This is a genomic window from Maribacter orientalis, from assembly GCF_900109345.1.
Taxonomy (GTDB): Bacteria; Bacteroidota; Bacteroidia; order Flavobacteriales; family Flavobacteriaceae; genus Maribacter; species Maribacter orientalis.
Map to the genome: position 1 here is coordinate 193,705 of NZ_FNZN01000005.1, position 20,052 is coordinate 213,756.

Here is a 20,052-nt window from a genome sequence, read left to right on the forward strand (position 1 = left end):
ATTAATTTTGTATCACATTAGAAAACAAATATTTTATGGATCAATATGATGTAGCCATTATAGGCTCAGGACCTGGAGGATACGTAGCAGCAATACGTTGTGCACAACTAGGAATGAAAACAGCAATAATTGAAAAATATTCTACCCTAGGTGGAACCTGTTTAAATGTTGGGTGTATACCATCTAAGGCAATGTTAGATTCTTCTCATCATTACGAAGATGCCATTAATCATTTTGAAGAACACGGAATTGAAATTCCTGGTGAGATAAAGGTGAATTTGGAAAAGATGATTGGTCGCAAACAAGGCGTGGTAGACCAAACTACCAAGGGAATTCAGTTTTTAATGGATAAAAATAAGATTACTGTTTTTGAAGGACTTGGAAGCTTTAAAGACGCTACGCATGTTAATATTAAAAAGAACGATGGTAAAACAGAAGAAATAGAGGCGAAAAATATAATTATTGCTACCGGATCTAAACCATCTACCTTACCATTTATAAAAATAGATAAAGAACGTATAATAACATCTACTGAAGCTTTAGAGCTTAAAGAAGTGCCAAAACATATGATTGTTATTGGTGGAGGTGTTATTGGTTTAGAATTAGGTCAAGTATACAAAAGACTTGGCGCTGATGTAACCGTTGTTGAATTCATGGATCGTATTATTCCTGGTATGGATGCTGCGCTTTCAAAAGAATTGACCAAAGTGATGAAAAAGCAAAAAGTAAAATTTGCATTATCTCACAAAGTAAAATCAGTAGAAAGAAAAGGTGATACTATCATCGTAAAGGCTGATGATAAAAAAGGTCAGGAAGTTGTTTTTGAGGGTGACTATTGTTTGGTTGCTGTAGGTAGAAGACCTTATACCGATGGATTGAATGTTGATGCTGCTGGTGTAAAACTAGATGATAGAGGTAAAGTTATCGTTAATGAACACTTAAAGACAAATGTTGATAATATTTACGCTATTGGCGATGTTATAAAAGGGGCTATGTTAGCTCATAAGGCTGAGGAAGAAGGTACGTTGGTTGCTGAGCAGTTAGCAGGTCAAAAACCTCATATCGATTATAATTTGATACCAGGTGTAGTTTATACTTGGCCAGAAGTTGCTGCTGTTGGTAAAACAGAAGAGGAGCTTAAAGAGGCTGGTGTTGATTACAAAGTAGGGCAATTTCCTATGCGTGCTTTAGGTCGTGCTAGGGCAAGTATGGATACCGATGGTTTCGTGAAAATATTGGCAGACAAGAAGACTGATGAAGTATTAGGGGTGCATATGATTGGTGCCCGTTGTGCAGATTTAATTACTGAAGCTGTAACTGCAATGGAGTTCAGAGCATCAGCTGAGGATATTTCTCGAATGAGCCATGCTCACCCAACATATGCTGAAGCAGTTAAAGAAGCGGCATTAGCAGCAACTGGTGATCGTGCTTTGCATATTTAAAAGTGTATAGACATATATAAAAAAAAGCAGCCTTATGGCTGCTTTTTTTGTTTTAATTATTCTCCAAGAGATGAACTAGAAAGAAGATTCGTTAATTTTTTATTAATCCTAAAACGCGAAGTATTTTTTCGGTTAGCGTTCTTACGATTTCAAAAGCGATGAGTGCAGCTTGTTCTAAATACATTCTTGTAGCAGATAAAAATGAAATCACACCAGATTTAATTTCTACTTTATGGCTTTCATATTTTAAGGCCAAGAAGGTACTTGCAATCATAAATAGTATTGCGCCAAATATTGCTACCCAAGGATTTAATGAATGATGGAAAAATCCATATAGCCCAATACCCGTAAAACTTCCATAAAGAATAATAAAATGAATGATGTAAATCGATAAAGTACTTTGTCCAATTTTCAACCAAGTACTATTCATTAAAAACTTTCTTAGAATGATGAATATTGAAAAAACAATGAGAACATCACCCAAACGAATAAATAGATAGTTATTATTGAAAATTGATTGGAATAGTTGTATGCCTGTTACTTCATAAATGGAATAGAAAAAATCTGAAGATAAAAGGATTAAAACTGATCCGATTAGTATATAAATAGGAACGATGTAATTATATAAATTTTTATTATTCTGATATTTAGAGAATAGTACCGACATGAAACTACCGATTGTCGCATAACCCAACCAAGGTATTATTGTAAATACTGATCCATTAGATTTTGATAAGTAATTCGCTATAAACTGTGGCAAATATTCAAAACTAGATGCCTTATAAGTAGGTTCGAATAAGAATAATAAGAAGGTTGTGGATAACAATATAGTAGGGAAAATCCATTTTTGTTTAGCAAAAGTCAGTAAGTAAAACCCGGTAATAAACAATAAAGAAAGTCCAATACAATGTAATACATCCACTAGGTAAAATGAGTCGTAAATCTCCCCTTTAAAAATACCGAACAAATTCATTCTTAAAAGGTATCCTATGGCTAAAAGTTCTAATCCCCTTTTAAGTCCTTTTTTTACACGAGGGTTATCCCAACCAGTCTGTGGAGATTTAATCAATAGAAAGGTAAAGATGAAGCCAGATACCGTAAAGAATACAGGAGCAGTAATTCCTCTAAAATATTTCCATGTATTGAATAGAAAATTAGAATTATCTCGAAAGGCATTATCTAATAATCCATCAACGAAATGACCTTGTAACATCATTAAGATTGCCCAAGCTCTTATGGCATCTAAAAAAAACAATCTTGACTTAGAGTTGCTCATTATAGTAATTATATCCTATATACTTATAAAACAGTATGTTTGGATGTTTTCGGCTTCAAAATTAGATAAAAAAAGTTCAGGTTTATTCTATTTGGATTAAATTCGCTAACATTCAAAAAATGATGTTTATGGGTTATGTTTTAGCATTTGCAGGTAGTAATTCTTCCACTTCTATTAATTATAAATTGGTAAAGTTTACCTCTTCATTAATAAATGGACATGAAGTATGGTTAAGAGATATGGCTAATTCTCCATTTCCTATGTATAGCGAAGATGTTGAAAAGGATAGTGGATTCTCAAATTCACTTGTTGAATTTAAGAATGAAATAAGAAATGCCAAAGGTTTGATAATTTCTGTAAATGAACATAATAGCTATCCGTCTGCTTATTTTAAAAATGTAATAGATTGGCTTTCTAGGTTAGATGCTCAATTTTTAGTCAATAAGAAGATTTTGTTAATGTCTACATCAAATGGAGGCCGTGGTGCTATAGGGGCATTAGAGGTAGCGGAAAAAATGCTGACACGTTTTAAGGGTGAGGTTGTCGAAACCTTCTCACTTCCAAAATTTGGCGAAAATTTCGATGAAGAAAAAGGAATTACCAATGCGGATTTAGCCAAAATTCATGCTGAGAAAGTGGCTTCTTTTGTTAATTCAATTTCTTAAATATTAGGAAAGAATTTAAGGGATCAAACTCGAGGATATTGTAATGACCATAGATACTTAGTTACCTTTATACCGTGTTAAAAGCGTTTAAAAAACATATTGTAGATTCTTTTCCCGAGCTGCTAGATAGTCACTTCATTATTGCATGTAGTGGTGGATTGGATAGTATGGTACTTACGGATTTGTGCCATCAGGCTCAACTTCAATTTTCTCTAGCGCATTGCAATTTTAAATTAAGAGGTGAAGATAGTGACGGAGATGAAAATTTTGTTCGCGAATATGGTGATAAGTTAGGCGTAGTGGTTTATGTGACTCATTTTGATACAATTGGTTTTGTAAATCAACACAAAGTTTCTATTCAAATGGCAGCACGTGAACTTCGATATGCTTGGTTTGAACAGTTATTAGTACAGCATACTATTCCATATGTTTTAACTGCCCACCATGCCAATGATAATTTAGAGACTTTTTTAATTAATCTTTCTAGAGGTACAGGTATAGATGGATTAACCGGAATACCGGCTAAAACAGCTATTTTAAGAAGACCTCTATTGCCATTTACCAGGCAGGAGTTAGAATCATTTGCTCAAGTGCAAAAATTAAAATGGCGAGAAGATGCAAGTAATACCGATACGAAGTATTTAAGGAATAAAATACGGTTAGAGATTATTCCGAAATTGAATGAATTGCATCCTACTTTTTCAGATAATTTCAACAATACAATTCATTATTTAAGTCAGACCGAAACCATTGCCTCTGCATATCTTCAAAAATTGAAAGAAGAGCTTTTTGTTGAAATAAATGGGAGGTTTGAAATTTCAATTTCGAGACTTAAAATATTAAATCCGCTTTCAACATATCTATTTGGACTTTTCAATGCATACGGATTTAAAGAATTAGAAAATCTCGAAGCCTTGTTAGACGGGTTGAGCGGAAAACAGTTGGTGTCTTCTACTCATGTATTGGTGAAAAATCGTGACGTATTGTTATTGTCGCTTATCGATAAGAAAGAAAAGGATGAACAGGAGTTTTTAATAAATGAAAATTTAGTAGAAATAAATCATCCTTTAACGCTGAAATTTTCGGTAGTACCTGAACGTTATAATAATTCAGCTAAGGAGATATTCGTTCAAAAAAATAAGTTAAAGTATCCATTGGTGATAAGAAAATGGGAAAAAGGCGACTACTTTTATCCATTGGGTTTAAACCATAAAAAGAAACTTTCAAAGTTTTTTAAAGATGAGAAGGTTGATGTTCTTACAAAAGAAGAAATATGGTTATTATGCTCTAATGAGCAAATTGTATGGGTTATAGGTATGCGGGCAGACCATCGATTTAGAGTTGAGAATAGTACCGAAGAGATTTTAAAAATAGAAATGATATGATGAGAATTATTGCCTTACTACTTTTAATGGTTGTATTGCCTTTTGCTGCATATGCCCAATCGGATGATAACCCGGTAGTTTGGGACCAGGAGATAAATAAAATTTCTGAAACCGAGTATGAATTGATAATGCAGGCCGAAATTTATGAAGGTTGGCATTTGTATTCACAATTTACTTCTGAATTTGGAGCTTTGCCTATTATTTTTAAATATAAAGGAGCCAATGAAAAATATGAATTGATTGAGGGTACAACTGAGAGTGAAACATTTACTGAATACAGCGATATATTTGAAGTTGATGAGACTTTTTTTAAAGAAAACGCCACATTAACTCAGCGTATAAAAATTCTAGATCCGACGATTAATCAAATCGAAGTGTATTTGGAATATCAGGTGTGCAAAGATGTTTGTATTCCTATGGATAAGGAATTCATTTTCACTTTAGATGGTTCAGAAGCAAAGAAAACGGTTTTAGCGGTAGATGATAGGAGCTTAGCATTAGGGGAAAAATTAAGATTAAACCTAAAGAACAAAGAACTCCTTTCCCAAGGTCAAGATAATATTGCCAAAAGCACAAATATTTGGGTCATTTTCGGCTTGGGTTTCCTTGGAGGGCTCATTGCGTTATTGACACCGTGTGTATTCCCAATGATACCTTTAACGGTGTCATTCTTTACAAAACACTCACAGAAAAAATCGAAAGGAATTATAAATGCGCTCTTATATGGTTTCTTTATTGTGTTAATCTACTTTCTATTAAGTCTGCCATTTCATTTATTTGATTCGGTCGATTCGCAAATACTCAATTCTATTGCAACCAATGTGTGGTTGAATCTTTTGTTCTTTTTCATATTTCTATTTTTTGCTTTTTCCTTTTTTGGATACTATGAACTAACCTTGCCAAGTTCATGGGCAAATAAAATGGATGCGGCGTCCTCGAAGGTAGGCGGAGTTATCGGTATTTTTTTCATGGCGGTAACGTTGGCTATTGTATCATTTTCATGTACAGGACCCATATTGGGTGGTTTGTTAGGAGGAACAACATTGGCCGAAGGTGAAGTGGCAACCAACCTTACGGCGGGTATGACCGGTTTTGGTGCCGCGTTGGCATTACCATTTGCTCTTTTTGCGTTATTTCCAGCATGGTTGAATTCACTTCCAAAATCTGGTGGGTGGATGACTACCGTAAAAGTGGTACTCGGATTTTTAGAAATAGGCTTGGCTTTAAAATTCTTATCAAACGCTGATATGGTTGGTCATTGGGGTATATTAAAGCGAGAAATATTTTTAGGAATATGGATTGTTTTAGGAATAGCAATGACATTTTACCTATTCGGACTATATAAATTTCCGCACGATGGGCCTGTCAAGAAATTATCTATCGGTCGCAAATTAACAGCCTTTGTAAGTTTAGCATTTACAGTTTACTTGATTCTAGGTGTTGCCAAAATAACTAACTTAAAATTATTAAGTGGTTTTCCACCACCAGAGTTTTACAGCGTATTTGAACAAGAGAGCGACTGCCCTTTAGGGATTGATTGTTTTAAAGATTTTGATGAAGGTTTGGCTTTCGCTAAAGAAGTGAAAAAACCAATTCTTTTAGATTTTACAGGTTGGGCATGTGTAAACTGTAGGAAGATGGAGGAGAATGTATGGAGTGATCCTGACGTGTTTCCTATCATTAAGAACAATTACGTACTCATATCATTATATACAGATGATAGAGAAGAACTTCCTGAATCTAAGCAGTTTAATTTTCAATTTGATAGTGGTCGTGTAAAAGAGATTACTAACATTGCTCAAAAATGGGGGACTTTTCAAGATATTAATTTTAATTCTATCTCTCAGCCCTTTTATGTGTTGTTGTCTCCAGATTTAAAAGTGCTCAATACAACGATTCAAAATTCTGATATTCCTACCTACAAAAACTGGTTGTTAGAGGGGCTTAGAAATAATAATTAATGTTCATGAACTTTGAGATGTTGACTACTTGTCAATAAAAAGCAGTGTTGCGAGGTGTTTGGTGTTAAAAATAAACCTAACTTAGAATATAATTCCCCCGTAAAATATGAGAACATTAAAAAGAATCGGAAAATTTCTGTTGGTAATTCTTGTCCTATTGACAATAGGAATTGTAATTTTCATTTACAAGTTAAAACCAGACTATTCTGGTGAACAAGAACTTGTTCAACTTGATAAAGAGGTTAGTGTGTACTATGATAATTATGGTATACCGCATATATATGGAGAGAACGAAAAAGATGCTTTCAGAGCATTAGGTTATGTTCATGCACAAGACCGTTTATGGCAAATGGAGCTACTTCGAAGAATTGCAAGTGGTGGCCTATCTGAAGTTTTTGGAAAAGATTTAGTGGGTACTGATAAGTTCTTTCTCTCATTAGGTATTGCAGATGCTTCTAAAATTACCGTTGCCAATCTTGATGAGGATAATGAAGGTGTTGTTTTGGCCAGAGCCTATTTAGATGGTATCAACCAATTTATAGCTGAAGGACCTACACCGATTGAATTTTACCTAACTGGTATCGATAAGGAAGAATTTGTTTTAGAAGATATGTATAACACCATAGGTTATATGGCATTCAGTTTTGCCATGGCACATAAAACCGACCCGCTGTTAACGACCATAAATTCTAAATTAGGTCCCGATTATTTAAAAGATTTACATATTGGTTCTGATGTTACTACAGAATGGATTAAAAATTTTAAGCCTTCCCAAAATGATTCTATCCAAAACAATCTAACTGCCACGGTTAACAAAGCATTAGGTGTATTGAATGTTCCATTGTTTGAGGGTAGTAATAGTTGGGTTATTGGACCAGAAAAGACAAAGAATGGAAAAGTCATTTTAGCCAATGATCCACATATTGGTTTTGCACAGCCTTCTGTTTGGTTCGAAGCTCATATAGAAACCCCTAACTATTCTAAATATGGTTATCATATTGCAGGCATACCTTTTCCACTTTTAGCCCATAATAGGAAATCGGCCTATGGTATTACTATGTTCGAGAATGATGATGTCGATTTTTATTACGAACAAGAAAATCCAGATAATGATAAGCAATATCTTACTCCTAATGGCTACGTAGCGTATGAGATTGTAAATAAAACCATTAAAGTTAAAGATTCAGCGGATATAGAATTCACTTATAAGAAATCTATACACGGACCTATTTTAAATGGCATTGCAGACCAAATACAAGGAGATAGGCCTATAGCCATGTCATGGATTTACACCCAAATGGATAATAAGGTAATAGATGCCTTATTCGGATTAAGCCATTCTAATAATCTCAAGGAATTTAAGACAGCATTACCAAAAATTCATGCACCAGGATTAAATATAATGTATGGTGATGTAAAGGGCAATGTAGCTTGGTTCGCAACTGCGCAACTATACAATATCCCCGATTCTGTAAATACTAAATTAATCTATGAGGTAGGAGAAGGACTTCCTCTTCAAAAAGACCTGTTTAGCTTTAACGAAAATCCTCAGGCGATAAATCCGCCAAGTCACTACGTTTATTCAGCAAATAATCAACCTGATTCTATTGCGGGCATGCTTTACCCAGGGTATTACTTACCAGAAAATAGGGCGAAGAGAATTGTTGAATTGTTAGAGCCTAAAAATGATTGGGATAAAGATTCTGCAAGTGAAATGATTACCGATGTTACGTCATCAGTAGATCCAATAATTATTGCAGATTTAGCCAAATTAATTGATATTAATTTGTTGAGTGAGACCGGATTGAAAGTTATAGACAGTTTAAAAATGTGGAATGGTAACTACAATCTTCAATCTGTAGAGGCGACTGTTTTTAATCGATGGATTTATTATTATTTAAAAAATACGTTTAAGGATGAATTGGGTGAAGAATTGTTTACCCAATTTTTAGGCACCCATTTTATGAAACGTCTTATTGCACCATTATCGAGAAATGAAAGCTCGGTCTGGTGGGATGATGTGTCTACTACTGATGTTACTGAAAATATGCAGTATATCGTAAATAAATCGTTTTCTGAGGCAATAACATCTTTAAAAAAGGATTTTGGAAAGAATAGTGAAAAGTGGAAGTGGAAGAATGTTCATACAATAGAGCATGCTCACCCCATTGGGCAAATTGCTGCCTTGCGTTCATTTTTTAATGTAGGTCCTTATCCTATAGAGGGCGGTAGGGAGGTTATTAATAATATGTCGTTTTCCTATGATGAGACAGGTTTTTATAAAACCAGTTCAGGACCATCAACGAGAAGAATCGTTGATTTCTCAGATATTGAGAACAGCATAAGTATTTTACCTACGGGCCAATCAGGTAATCCTTTTAGTAAGCATTATAAAGATCAGGCAGAAATGTATGTAAAAGGTAAATTTCGTAAAATGATGATGAATGAAGATGAAATTAAAAAGAATGCAGAATCTACTTTGATGCTAATTCCTTTGGTCAAATAAGTGTTTAATGAGTCTGTTAAATTATTGAAGATATATTGGTAATAAGTCAACTTAATATATTATTCTTAAAACTTGATTATAAAATGTGACATTGAGTTTGGATTTATAATTTATTGTTATTTTTAAAACAATAACTGAACCTATGAAAACCAACCAACTAGTACTTGCACTAGTTTTGGCTGTAATCACCACTAATTATGTGATTAGTCAAAATGTGCAAAAGGAACCTCAATTTTATAATTGGTTCGATAATCAGGTAAATAGAAACAATACTTCACTATTTAATGGCCTAGAGTATATTGAACTTTATAGGACTATTAATGAAAGACATAAGTTCTTTGAGAGTAGCGATTTTCAAGCTGGCTCAATTGTTTACGACGGTCAATTTTATGACAGGGTGCCTTTAAAGTACGACCTAAACGTAGACGAATTGCTGTTTAACGTGGGTTATAATTATCCCTACCCTACATTAATTCTCTTTAAATCTAAAATAAAAAGTTTCACCCTTGGTAAGAGTGATTTTATTCAAATTAACAATATCGAAAGTGAAACAGCAATGGCGGGCTTTTATGAGGTCTTGTTGAATAAACAACCCGTAACCCTATTAAAGAAAAATAAAAAGAAGCGATTTAAAAGAATAAAAGGTAATACCGTGTATTATGAGTTTGATAACGATAATGCTTTTTATATATCATTTAAAAACAATTTTTATGAAATAGACTCTAAGAATGATATTATTAGAGTGTGGCCAGATAAGAAAGAGTATATAAATGAATATTATAATTCAGCTTTACGGAAAACCAATGAAGATAACTTTTGGACTAGTTTCTTTGAAAAGTTAGCTGATACATTAACTACCGAAAAAGAGGGAGAAAAGCTATGAGAAAATATTTACAATTGCTCATGCTTCTTTTGAGTATTGGCGTCTTTGCGCAAGAAAATGAAAGCAGATTTAATTTTCAAATTGAAAATAAGAATGTTTTAGAAGTTCTAAATGAAATTGAACAAGAGGCTGGGGTTACTTTTTATTTAGATGAGAAATGGGTCTCGGATAAAAATTATTCGGGGAATTTTACGAATGAAACTCTAGAGAATATTTTAGAAACAATTTTTAAAGAGACTAATCTGAATTTTTTCAGGCTAAATGATTCTAAAATTATTATTACTCAAAATAATATCATTTATAAAGATTTACCTGAAGGTTTTTTTGGAAAGGAAGAGATAGATTCGGTTAAAGAAAACACTAATTATACGAGAATTTCAAGTAATCCGGTATTTTCTAATATAGAAGCATCCAATAAGAATACGATAACACGAACGGTTCGTATAGGTAAAGAGAACTTAACCAATACTCGAAGTGGATACACAATTAGGGGTTATGCTAAAACTGCTGAGCAAGGTCAACCGATATCTAATTTATCTATCATATTAAATGGAAAAAATTCAGGGGCCGTAACAAAAGATGATGGTTTTTATGAATTAGAGGTGCCTATGGGTACGAGTATTTTAAAAACAAGCTCTTTAGGAATTGAGCCAAGCACTACCAGAATTATAGTTTTTAACGATGGTGAGTTAAACTTTAACCTAAATGAAAGTGTAGAGTTTTTAGATGAGGTAATTGTAGAAGCTAATGCCGCCAAGAATGTAGAAGAGGCTTTATCGGGTAGTACCGAGTTGGTAGTAGAAGAAACCAAAAATATACCATTGGTGCTGGGTGAACGGGATGTTTTGAAAGTAGCAACTACGCTACCAGGTATTTCCACCGCAGGTGAAGGTGCAGCTGGTTTTAATGTACGTGGCGGTAGTACAGACCAAAACCTTATTTTATTAGATAATGCGGTAATTTATAACCCTTCTCACTTTTTCGGAATTTTTCAGGCATTGAATCCGTTTACCACCAAAGATCTTAAGATTTTAAAAGGAGGTATACCGTCGGAATATGGTGGTCGTTTATCCTCTGTTTTTGATATCACTTCTAAAGATGCTGATAACGAAAAATTTTCAGGTGAGGCAGCCGTTGGGCCAGTAACCTCTAATGTGGCATTAGAAATACCCGTGGTAAAAGGTAAATCTGGACTTTTAGTTGGTGGTAGGGGGACATATTCCGGATGGATTTTAAGATCTCTTAAAGATGAATCTCTTAATAATAGTAAAGCTTCTTTTTATGATGCCATAGCTAAATATACGCATGTTGTAAATGATAAGAATACGTTAAGAGCAATGGGCTATTACAGTAGTGATGCTTTTAGTATAACTTCAGATTCGGTTTATGGGTATAACAATAGATTACTTTCTTTTCAATGGGATCACCAGTTTAATGAAAAGAATACTGCTAGTTTAATTGTAGCGAATAGTAATTATGAATTCAATATTGGTTACGAAGGTAATTCAGATAGTAATTTTGATTTAGGTTTTGTAGTTGATGAAACAGAAGCCAAATTTAAATTTACTTACTTACATAGTAAAGCACATAAGTTTGACTACGGTCTTTCTGCAAAATTATATAATGTTCAACCTGGTAATTTAGAGCCAAATGGTGGTAATTCTATTGTAGATACTAAAATTATACCCAATGAAAAAGCGGTGGAGGCAGCTCTTTATGTGTCAGATAATTTTAAGGTTAGTGATAAACTTCTCATCGATGTAGGTCTTCGGTATTCCATGTTTGCCACGCTGGGCACGGCAGATGCTCGTGTTTATGAAGAAAACATGCCAAAGAATGAAGAAACCTTGGTTGAAACGGTTTCTTATGATACTAATGAAGTGGTAGAAACGTATGGTGGGCCAGAGATAAGACTTTCCGCACGATATTTTTTGGGACCCGATTTATCTGTAAAAGCTAGTTATAACAGTACGTATCAATATATTCATAGATTGTCTAATACAACTACCATTAGCCCAATTGATACTTGGAAACTATCAGATAATAATATTAAACCTCAAAAAGGAAGACAAGTAGGACTCGGATTATATAAAAACCTAGAAGGCAATCAATACGAAATTAGCTTAGAAGGGTATTATAAGGAAGCCGATAATTTGTTGGATTTCAAAGTTGGTTCAGAACTATTACTTAACGAAACCATAGAGACAGAAACCTTACAAGGTGATGGTCAAGCGTATGGTGTGGAATTTTTAATTCGTAAAAACTCAGGAAAGCTTAACGGATGGTTAGGTTATACCTATTCGCGTTCCTTTTTAAAGTTAGATAGTGAATTTGCTGAAGAGCGGGTAAATAATGGAGCGTATTTCCCTACTAATTATGATAAACCCCATGACTTTAGTGCCGTAATGAATTATAAACTTACGAAAAGGTATAGTCTTTCGGCAAACTTGTCTTACCAAACCGGAAGACCTGTAACGTATCCTGTTGCACGATATAATTTTAATAATTCTGAGTATGTAGTGTATAGTAACAGAAATGAATTTAGAATACCAGATTATTACAGATTAGATCTTGGTATTAATATAGAAGGGAATCATAAGATTAAAAAATTGGCACATAGTTTCTGGAACATATCAGTATATAATGTGCTGGGTAGAAACAATCCATATTCTGTGTTCTTTGTAACAGAGAATGGAGAGTTAAAGGCGTATCAGAGTTCTATATTTTCGATTCCTGTACCTACGATTACTTATAACTTTAAGTTCTAATATAAAGATATTAATACTGATGAAAATTATAAAATATTCATTTTTAATAAGTTGCATTTTATTGTTGGTTAATTGTATCGACCCTTTTGAAATTGAAGCAACTGAATTTAAAAGCGCTTTAGTCATTGAAGGGACCATTACAGATCAAGAAGAAATTCAGCGTATTATGGTGTCACGTACATTTCCTTTAGATACTGTTTTAATGACAGGTTTAAGTGCTGTGAATGTTAATGTATTGGATAGTAACGGAGGTGTTTATGCCTTTAGCGAAACTTCACCTGGCGATTACCGTTCCAATACTCCATTTGCAGCTACAGCAGGCCTGACTTATACTTTAAAAGTAGCGACCTCTGACGGAAATAGCTATACATCGGAAGAAACAGCGGTGCCTGCAAAGACAAACATCGATAACTTGTATGCGGATAGAGATTTTAAGGATGATGGTGCAGAAGAAGGTATGTTTATTTACGTTGATAGTTATGATGCTACAGGGCAATCTAAGTATTATCGGTATGAATATGAGGAGACTTATAAAATAATAGCACCAAACTGGAGTGCTTCTGATGCTTATATCGTTTCTCCATTACCCAATCCTGAAGTTGCAATAAGAGCGAAAACTAAAGAGGAGCGAGTGGCCTATAATACCGTTGCTTCAAATACTATTATTCAAGAGAATACAACGGAATTAGGAGAAGACCGTGTAAATAAATTTCCTGTTCGATTTATCAATAGAGAAAATTTTATTTTATCACATAGGTACAGTATTCTAGTAAGACAGTTTGTTCAGAGTAGGGCTGCATTTTCTTATTATGAAACTTTAGAATTACTCTCAGGTACAGAAAGCCTTTTCTCTCAGCGTCAATCTGGTTTTTTAGAAGGTAATATAAAGTCTGATACGAATGCAGAAGACGATGTAGTTGGTTTTTTTCAAGTAAGTACTGTTTCTGAAAAACGTTTGTTTTTTAATTACACTGATTTTTTTGAAGGCGAAAGTTTACCGAAATATCCAGTCGATTGTACTTTGGTTTCCCCTCCAATTATAAATGAAGCTGGTGCTTCTCCATTACTTGTGGCTATAGAGTTAGAAACGCTTAAATACGTAGAGGAATATAATCAAGAAACTAATCCAAACAATCTTAGTGAATTCGGACCTTTTTTAATGGTGGCTACACCTTGTGGTAATAGTACGTTTTATGGTACCAATGTAGTTCCAGATTTTTGGGTGGAATAAGTGATTAACTAATTAAATAGTACGTAATAATTAAGAAATATTTAAATTTTTAAAAGTGCAGTATTTAAAATCATCGATTCATATACTCTTTGCAATAAGCATAGGCATTTTGCTGCATAGTTGTATTGACCCGTTTGAAATTGAAACAATTGATTTTAATAGTACTTTGGTCGTAGAGGGAACAATTACGGACAAAAACGAGACTCAACGTATTATGGTTTCAAAAACTTTTCCGTTAGATACCGTTCTAATGTCTGGATTAAGCGATGCTAAGGTTGAGGTGAAAGATAGTAATGGTAGTATTTATGAATTTACAGAGACATCTACCGGTATATATACGTCTAAGGTGCCTTTTGCTGCTGCTGCCGGTCTTAGCTATTCATTGACAATACAGTCGAATGATGGAAAAACATATATTTCTGAAGATACATCGATGCCAGCAACTAGCACCATTGATAATTTATACGCGGCAAGAGATTTTAAGGATGATGGGGCTGAGGAAGGTATGTTTATTTATATCGATAGTTATAATTCTACAGGTCAATCAAAATATTATCGATATGAATATGATGAAACATTTAAGATTATAGCACCATTTTGGAGCTCTGCCGATGCCTATGTAGTTACACCGCTACCTGAACCAGAAGTAGATATAAGGGCAAGAACTGAAGAGGAGCGTGTTTGTTATAAAACAGTTTCTTCAAATACAATCATTCAGGAGAATACAACGGAATTCAGTGAGGATCGCGTTAATAAATTTCCAGTACGTTTTATCAATAGAGAAAATTTCATTCTATCACATCGATATAGTATTTTGGTAAGACAATTTGTGCAGAATAGGGCTGCATACGCCTATTATGAAACCCTAGAAACGCTATCTGGCTCAGAAAGTCTTTTTTCTCAAATTCAAGCCGGTTTCCTAGAAGGAAATATTAAGTCACAAACAGATGAGGAAAACGTTATTGGTTTTTTTCAAGTAAGTACAGTTTCAGAGAAGCGTATATTTTTTAACTATACTGATTTTTTTCCTGGTGAAAATTTGCCAGATTATGTAAGTGATTGTCCATTGCTGGCCCCGCCGATTATAACCGAAGGTGGTACCTCTCCATTAATAGATGGTATCGAACAGAATCTTCTTAAATATTATAGTGAGTATTCTCCGATGGGTGATTTATTAACGACAGGGTCACCTGGGCCTTATTATATGGTATACTCAGTTTGTGGTGATTGTACGGTTTTGGGAGATAATACGGTGCCTGATTTTTGGATTGAATAAGAAGAATAAAAAGCTTTAGATATGAAGAATAAAATTAATATAATAGTACTTGTGGTAATTCATTTTACGTTACTGCAAATGAGCGCACAAGGTACAGCGGTTAGTCCAATGAATAATGAAGGCTTGGTTCCGCATCAAGAACAGGTATATGTTCATGCTAATACAAAGCTTGTTTTTGTTGGGGAATATCTTTATTATACCATTTATTGTTTGAAAGATAATACAGGCCAATTAAGCGATGTAAGCAAAATAGCTTATTTGAAATTGGTCAATGAAAATAAGGAAGTGGTCTTAAATCAAAAAATAAAGTTAACCGACGGGATCGGAGATAGCAATTTCTTCATTCCTTCAAGCATTCCTTCAGGAAATTATAAATTGATTGCCTACACACAATGGATGCTTAATAATGGTAGAGATTATTTTTATAGTACTGATGTTACTGTTTTAAATCCATATACAAGTAACCAAGCAGTTTTTAGGACAAAAAGCGCATATGATTTAATTAAATCAGTTTCTAAATCACCTAGTAGTCAAGGTGCTGGTATTTTTAATGTGCCGGTTCGGTTAGAATTAAATGAATCTATTTATGGAACTCGTCAACCAGTATCTCTACTTATATCGTCTACCACATTAGAAGGTTTAGGTAACTATTCGGTATCCGTTAGAAAAGTTGATGAAATGGAGGCCCAGTTTAATACTTCAAGTTTGAATTACAAAAGTGTTTATCCACAGAAAAATAAAATAGAAAAACTCATACTTCCAGAATTAAGAGGGGAGCTTTTAATAGGGAATGTTACAACAGAAAATGAAAACGTAAATAAGAAAAATAATGCCTTAGGAGTTTCTTTTCCAGGAAAGGAATATCTATTTAAATTAGTGACGACAAATGAGAAAGGACAATTTTTTATAAATGTAGAAGAAGATTACAATACAGAAGAGGTATATGTTCAGGTATTAGAAGAAGATGCTGAAGAATATAGTATTGAATTAAAGCCAGAAGAAAATTTGAAGTTGTCAGATTTGAAGTTTGACATGTTTAAATTGGATAGAGAAATGGAATCTCAAATTGAAGAGCGAAGTATATATAATCAAATTGAGAATGCATATTATAGTAGTAAACCAGATACTATTTTAATAGGGAAACCTAATAGTAGATTTTATGGAGAAGGTACTACGAATTATGTACTTGATGAATACACAAGATTCCCATCAATAAAAGAAACATTTGTAGAGGTCGTTGAACATGTTTGGATACAGGATAACAAAGAAGGAAAACCAGAATTTCATGTTCGACCAATAGCACCTTATGTAGAATCGGGTAAGCTACCATTAGTTTTTGTAGACGGAATTTTGTTATTAGATCACGAGCGACTTATTAATTTATCATCAGCTCAAGTAGAATCTATTAATATATCACGAAATCAACATTTTTATGGTACCAGAACATTTCAAGGAGTAGTAGATGTAACTACATTTAAATCTAATTTTTATGAGAACTATTACACTGATAATATGCTGGCTCAAAAACTTTTTAAACCTAATGAGAGTAAGAACTACTATCAACAATCTTATGAAGGAGGCTTAAAAGACGATTATAAAAGATTACCAGATTTCAGGTATCAATTAATTTGGCTGCCAAATTTTAACACGAAGGTCAATGAAGAAAAAATAGAGTTTTATACCTCTGACATTACAGGTGAGTTTGAAGTGTCACTTGAGGGATTTACAAACTCAGGTAAACCAGTGTCATTAAAAAAGAAGTTTTCGGTTAAATAATAGAATTAAGTCATTTATAATAAAAGGTTTAAATTTAAAATCCAATATATAGATGATATGCTTACAAAAGTTTATGGAAGTGCAGTTTTTGGCGTAGAGGCTACGACAATAGTTGTTGAGGTTAATATCGACAAGGGTATTGGATATCATTTAGTAGGCCTGCCCGATAATGCAATTAAAGAAAGTAATTACCGAATTGCTGCCGCACTACAAAACAACGGTTATAAAATTCCCGGTAAAAAAATTACTATTAATTTGGCTCCTGCAGATCTTCGTAAAGAAGGATCGGCCTATGACCTTACCTTGGCTGTAGGTATTCTTGCAGCTTCTAATCAGATTAAGTCTGAGAATATTGAGAAGTACATTATAATGGGAGAACTTTCCTTAGATGGTGGGCTACAGCCAATTAAAGGCGCATTGCCTATTGCAATTAAAGCTCAAGAGGAAGGTTTTACAGGTTTTATGCTACCTACGGCAAATGCAAAAGAGGCCGCTATTGTTGGTGATTTGAAAGTGTACGGAATTGATAATATTAAGCAAGTCTTAGATTTCTTTGATAAGGGTACACCTTTAGAACAAACTATTATAGATACACGTGAAGAGTTTTATAAAAATCTTGATTTTCCTGAGTTTGATTTTTCAGATGTAAAGGGGCAAGAAAGTATTAAACGATGTATGGAGATTGCCGCTGCAGGTGGACATAATGTTATATTGATTGGTCCGCCTGGTGCTGGTAAAACCATGTTAGCAAAAAGATTACCCTCTATTTTGCCACCCATGACATTACATGAAGCATTGGAAACTACCAAAATTCATAGTGTGGTCGGTAAAATTAAGAACATGGGTTTAATGAGTCAACGGCCCTTTCGAAGTCCACATCATACAATTTCAGACGTAGCTTTAGTGGGTGGTGGTTCGTACCCACAACCGGGGGAAATTTCTCTTTCACATAATGGCGTTTTATTTTTAGATGAATTGCCTGAATTTAAACGTGGCGTTTTAGAAGTGCTTAGACAACCTTTAGAAGATAGGGAAGTAACGATATCGCGAGCACGATTTACGGTGACCTACCCCAGTAGTTTTATGCTAGTGGCTAGTATGAATCCGAGTCCGGGTGGGTATTTTAATGATCCTGATGCCCCAGTAACATCCTCGCCGGCAGAAATGCAGCGTTATCTAAGTAAAATATCGGGTCCGTTATTGGATCGTATCGATATTCATATCGAGGTTACACCAGTACCTTTCGAGAAACTATCTGAAGAGCGAAAAGGAGAAGGGAGTGTTGAAATCAGAAAAAGAGTTACTTCGGCAAGAGAATTACAAACTTTACGTTTTGCCGAATTAGAGAATGTGCATTATAATGCCCAGATGAATACCAAGCAAATTCGTTTGTATTGCAAATTAGATGAAAAATCGAAGTCCCTTTTAAAAAATGCGATGGAACGATTAAATCTTTCTGCACGGGCCTATGATAGAATTCTCAAAGTTGCTAGAACCATTGCAGACCTTAGTGGTGATTCAGACTTGAACGGTGATCATATATCAGAAGCCATCCAGTACAGAAGCCTAGATAGAGAGGGGTGGTTGGGGTAGGTTTTTGGTTATCAATTTGACCTCTAGTTTAAAGCTGTTGTCAGCCAAGTGTATTTGCTGAATTTATTTTCAGATACTAGTTTTAACGAATTTTTCTAAAGAATATGATCATATGAAATAGTGGTTGGTGGTTTCCTTTTTAAGGTACAGAACTATTTAACTCATGATTTTTAATATATAAATTAATGAATTTGTTTTCATAGTTAGGATTCCCATGATGTTACCCTAGTCAAGAAAATCGTAGATTTCAGACTTTCACATTCGGGAGTATAACGAAGCAATCCAATTAATTAAGGAGTTTGCTTACAGCTGTGGTTAGGGTACATGTATTTATTGCTTTTTGGTTCCCCCGCTAGCGCTCGTTTGCAACGAGTGCCCACAGGAGTAAGCTATATCTAACTAAGGTAAAACCTATGTGGAGTACTTCACCGCCCCCACACTCGCGCAGGCAAAATTCCATAAAAATAAAGCTAGTGCGAGCAGCTTGTGCTGAACTTGTTTCAGTATGACGCTCGTACCGTCAAGTATGAGGGTTTAGTTTGGTAGGCGGTTGCCAGCTACAAGCTATAGGGACTGGAGCTGTGCATGTTTGTACAGTTGGTAATTACATATTTAAACCCTGTAAACATCTACCCTCCAATTTTTTATGAGCATTTTAATTTCTTTGTTGGTTAAGTTTTCTTTTAAAGCTTTTTCTACTAAGGGTAAAAACTCCTCATCACTCGCAAAACGTAGCGCTATAATTTGGGCTACTTTTAGTTCTTTAGGGAATAATTTGCCTGTCATTACATAATACCTCAAATTTTCTTCAGCTTTTATAGCCCTGTCTTGTGCTTTTAAAGGAAAGCTGCGTACAAACCATGCCATAATTAAAAATATAATAGCGATTAGCACTACTAAAGAAGCTAAATACAGGTTATCACTACTGGTACGAATAAGATTACTTATAGCACCGATTAATAAAGCTAGTATCGCAATAAACAAGAGTCCATGAAACCCTTTTACAAGTTTACCATGATTTTTAAAATTCTGTTCTTCCATTTTTTTAGTTTGATTTAAAGATAATCTTATTAATTAGTACTTTTCGAATATAAAGAAAGCCACTCAATCTATCGAGTGGCTTTGTTATTATAATTCTTTATCCGTTTTATTAAAATTTTACTAATCAGTCGTTTTTTCCCCGGCTAGCGCTCGTTTGCAACGAGTACCCCCGCTATCGCGAGCGTCATGCTCGTGCCTTCAAGTATGAGTATAGTTCCTTCTACTCGCGCTCGTTTACAGCAAGAATTC

13 protein-coding genes are annotated in these 20,052 nt (G+C 34.2%); 11 read left to right on the forward strand and 2 right to left on the reverse strand.

What is annotated here, in order from left to right:
• Window positions 1-35 precede the first annotated feature (35 nt).
• On the forward strand, window positions 36-1,442 hold the full coding sequence (gene lpdA, locus BMY56_RS12855) for a dihydrolipoyl dehydrogenase (RefSeq protein ID WP_091624875.1): 1,407 nt from the start codon (window positions 36-38) through the stop codon (window positions 1,440-1,442).
• A gap of 91 nt (window positions 1,443-1,533) precedes the next feature.
• On the opposite strand, the gene BMY56_RS12860 is transcribed toward lpdA, so the two are convergent.
• Complete coding sequence (locus BMY56_RS12860; protein ID WP_091624878.1) at window positions 1,534-2,718, reverse strand: heparan-alpha-glucosaminide N-acetyltransferase domain-containing protein; 1,185 nt, start codon at window positions 2,716-2,718, stop codon at window positions 1,534-1,536.
• 128 nt (window positions 2,719-2,846) lie between these two features.
• Here BMY56_RS12860 and BMY56_RS12865 point away from each other — a divergent pair, with 128 nt between their 5' ends.
• From BMY56_RS12865 to BMY56_RS12910, 10 genes are all read left to right on the forward strand, one after another.
• A complete protein-coding gene (locus tag BMY56_RS12865; RefSeq protein WP_091625076.1) occupies window positions 2,847-3,383 on the forward strand; it encodes an NADPH-dependent FMN reductase in 537 nt (178 codons plus the stop codon).
• Window positions 3,384-3,457: 74 nt separating this feature from the next.
• Window positions 3,458-4,768, forward strand: a complete 1,311-nt coding sequence (tilS, locus tag BMY56_RS12870; RefSeq protein WP_091624880.1) for a tRNA lysidine(34) synthetase TilS — start codon at window positions 3,458-3,460, stop codon at window positions 4,766-4,768.
• Window positions 4,768-6,729: a protein-disulfide reductase DsbD family protein gene (locus BMY56_RS12875; protein ID WP_091624883.1), complete on the forward strand. Its 1,962-nt coding sequence runs from the start codon at window positions 4,768-4,770 to the stop codon at window positions 6,727-6,729. The genes tilS and BMY56_RS12875 overlap by 1 nt, the downstream gene beginning before the upstream one ends.
• Before the next feature lie 106 nt (window positions 6,730-6,835).
• Entirely contained in the window at window positions 6,836-9,235 is a 2,400-nt protein-coding gene (locus BMY56_RS12880) for a penicillin acylase family protein (protein ID WP_091624886.1), read from the forward strand.
• 142 nt (window positions 9,236-9,377) lie between these two features.
• A complete protein-coding gene (locus tag BMY56_RS12885; protein WP_091624889.1) occupies window positions 9,378-10,118 on the forward strand; it encodes a hypothetical protein in 741 nt (246 codons plus the stop codon).
• Complete coding sequence (locus BMY56_RS12890) at window positions 10,115-12,886, forward strand: TonB-dependent receptor (protein ID WP_091624892.1); 2,772 nt, start codon at window positions 10,115-10,117, stop codon at window positions 12,884-12,886. The genes BMY56_RS12885 and BMY56_RS12890 overlap by 4 nt, the downstream gene beginning before the upstream one ends.
• 19 nt (window positions 12,887-12,905) lie before the next feature.
• Window positions 12,906-14,117, forward strand: coding sequence for a DUF4249 domain-containing protein (locus tag BMY56_RS12895; RefSeq protein ID WP_091624895.1), 1,212 nt, complete (start codon window positions 12,906-12,908; stop codon window positions 14,115-14,117).
• Between the two features lie 55 nt (window positions 14,118-14,172).
• Entirely contained in the window at window positions 14,173-15,393 is a 1,221-nt protein-coding gene (locus tag BMY56_RS12900) for a DUF4249 domain-containing protein (RefSeq protein WP_177170969.1), read from the forward strand.
• Between the two features lie 21 nt (window positions 15,394-15,414).
• Window positions 15,415-17,169 carry a hypothetical protein gene (locus tag BMY56_RS12905; protein ID WP_091624901.1) on the forward strand — a complete coding sequence of 585 codons (1,755 nt, stop codon included), beginning with the start codon at window positions 15,415-15,417 and terminating at the stop codon, window positions 17,167-17,169.
• Between the two features lie 57 nt (window positions 17,170-17,226).
• Entirely contained in the window at window positions 17,227-18,762 is a 1,536-nt protein-coding gene (locus tag BMY56_RS12910; protein WP_091624904.1) for a YifB family Mg chelatase-like AAA ATPase, read from the forward strand.
• Window positions 18,763-19,374: 612 nt separating this feature from the next.
• Here the strand turns inward: BMY56_RS12910 and BMY56_RS12915 are convergent.
• Window positions 19,375-19,803 carry a DUF6526 family protein gene (locus BMY56_RS12915; RefSeq protein WP_091624906.1) on the reverse strand — a complete coding sequence of 143 codons (429 nt, stop codon included), beginning with the start codon at window positions 19,801-19,803 and terminating at the stop codon, window positions 19,375-19,377.
• Between the last annotated feature and the right edge of the window lie 249 nt (window positions 19,804-20,052).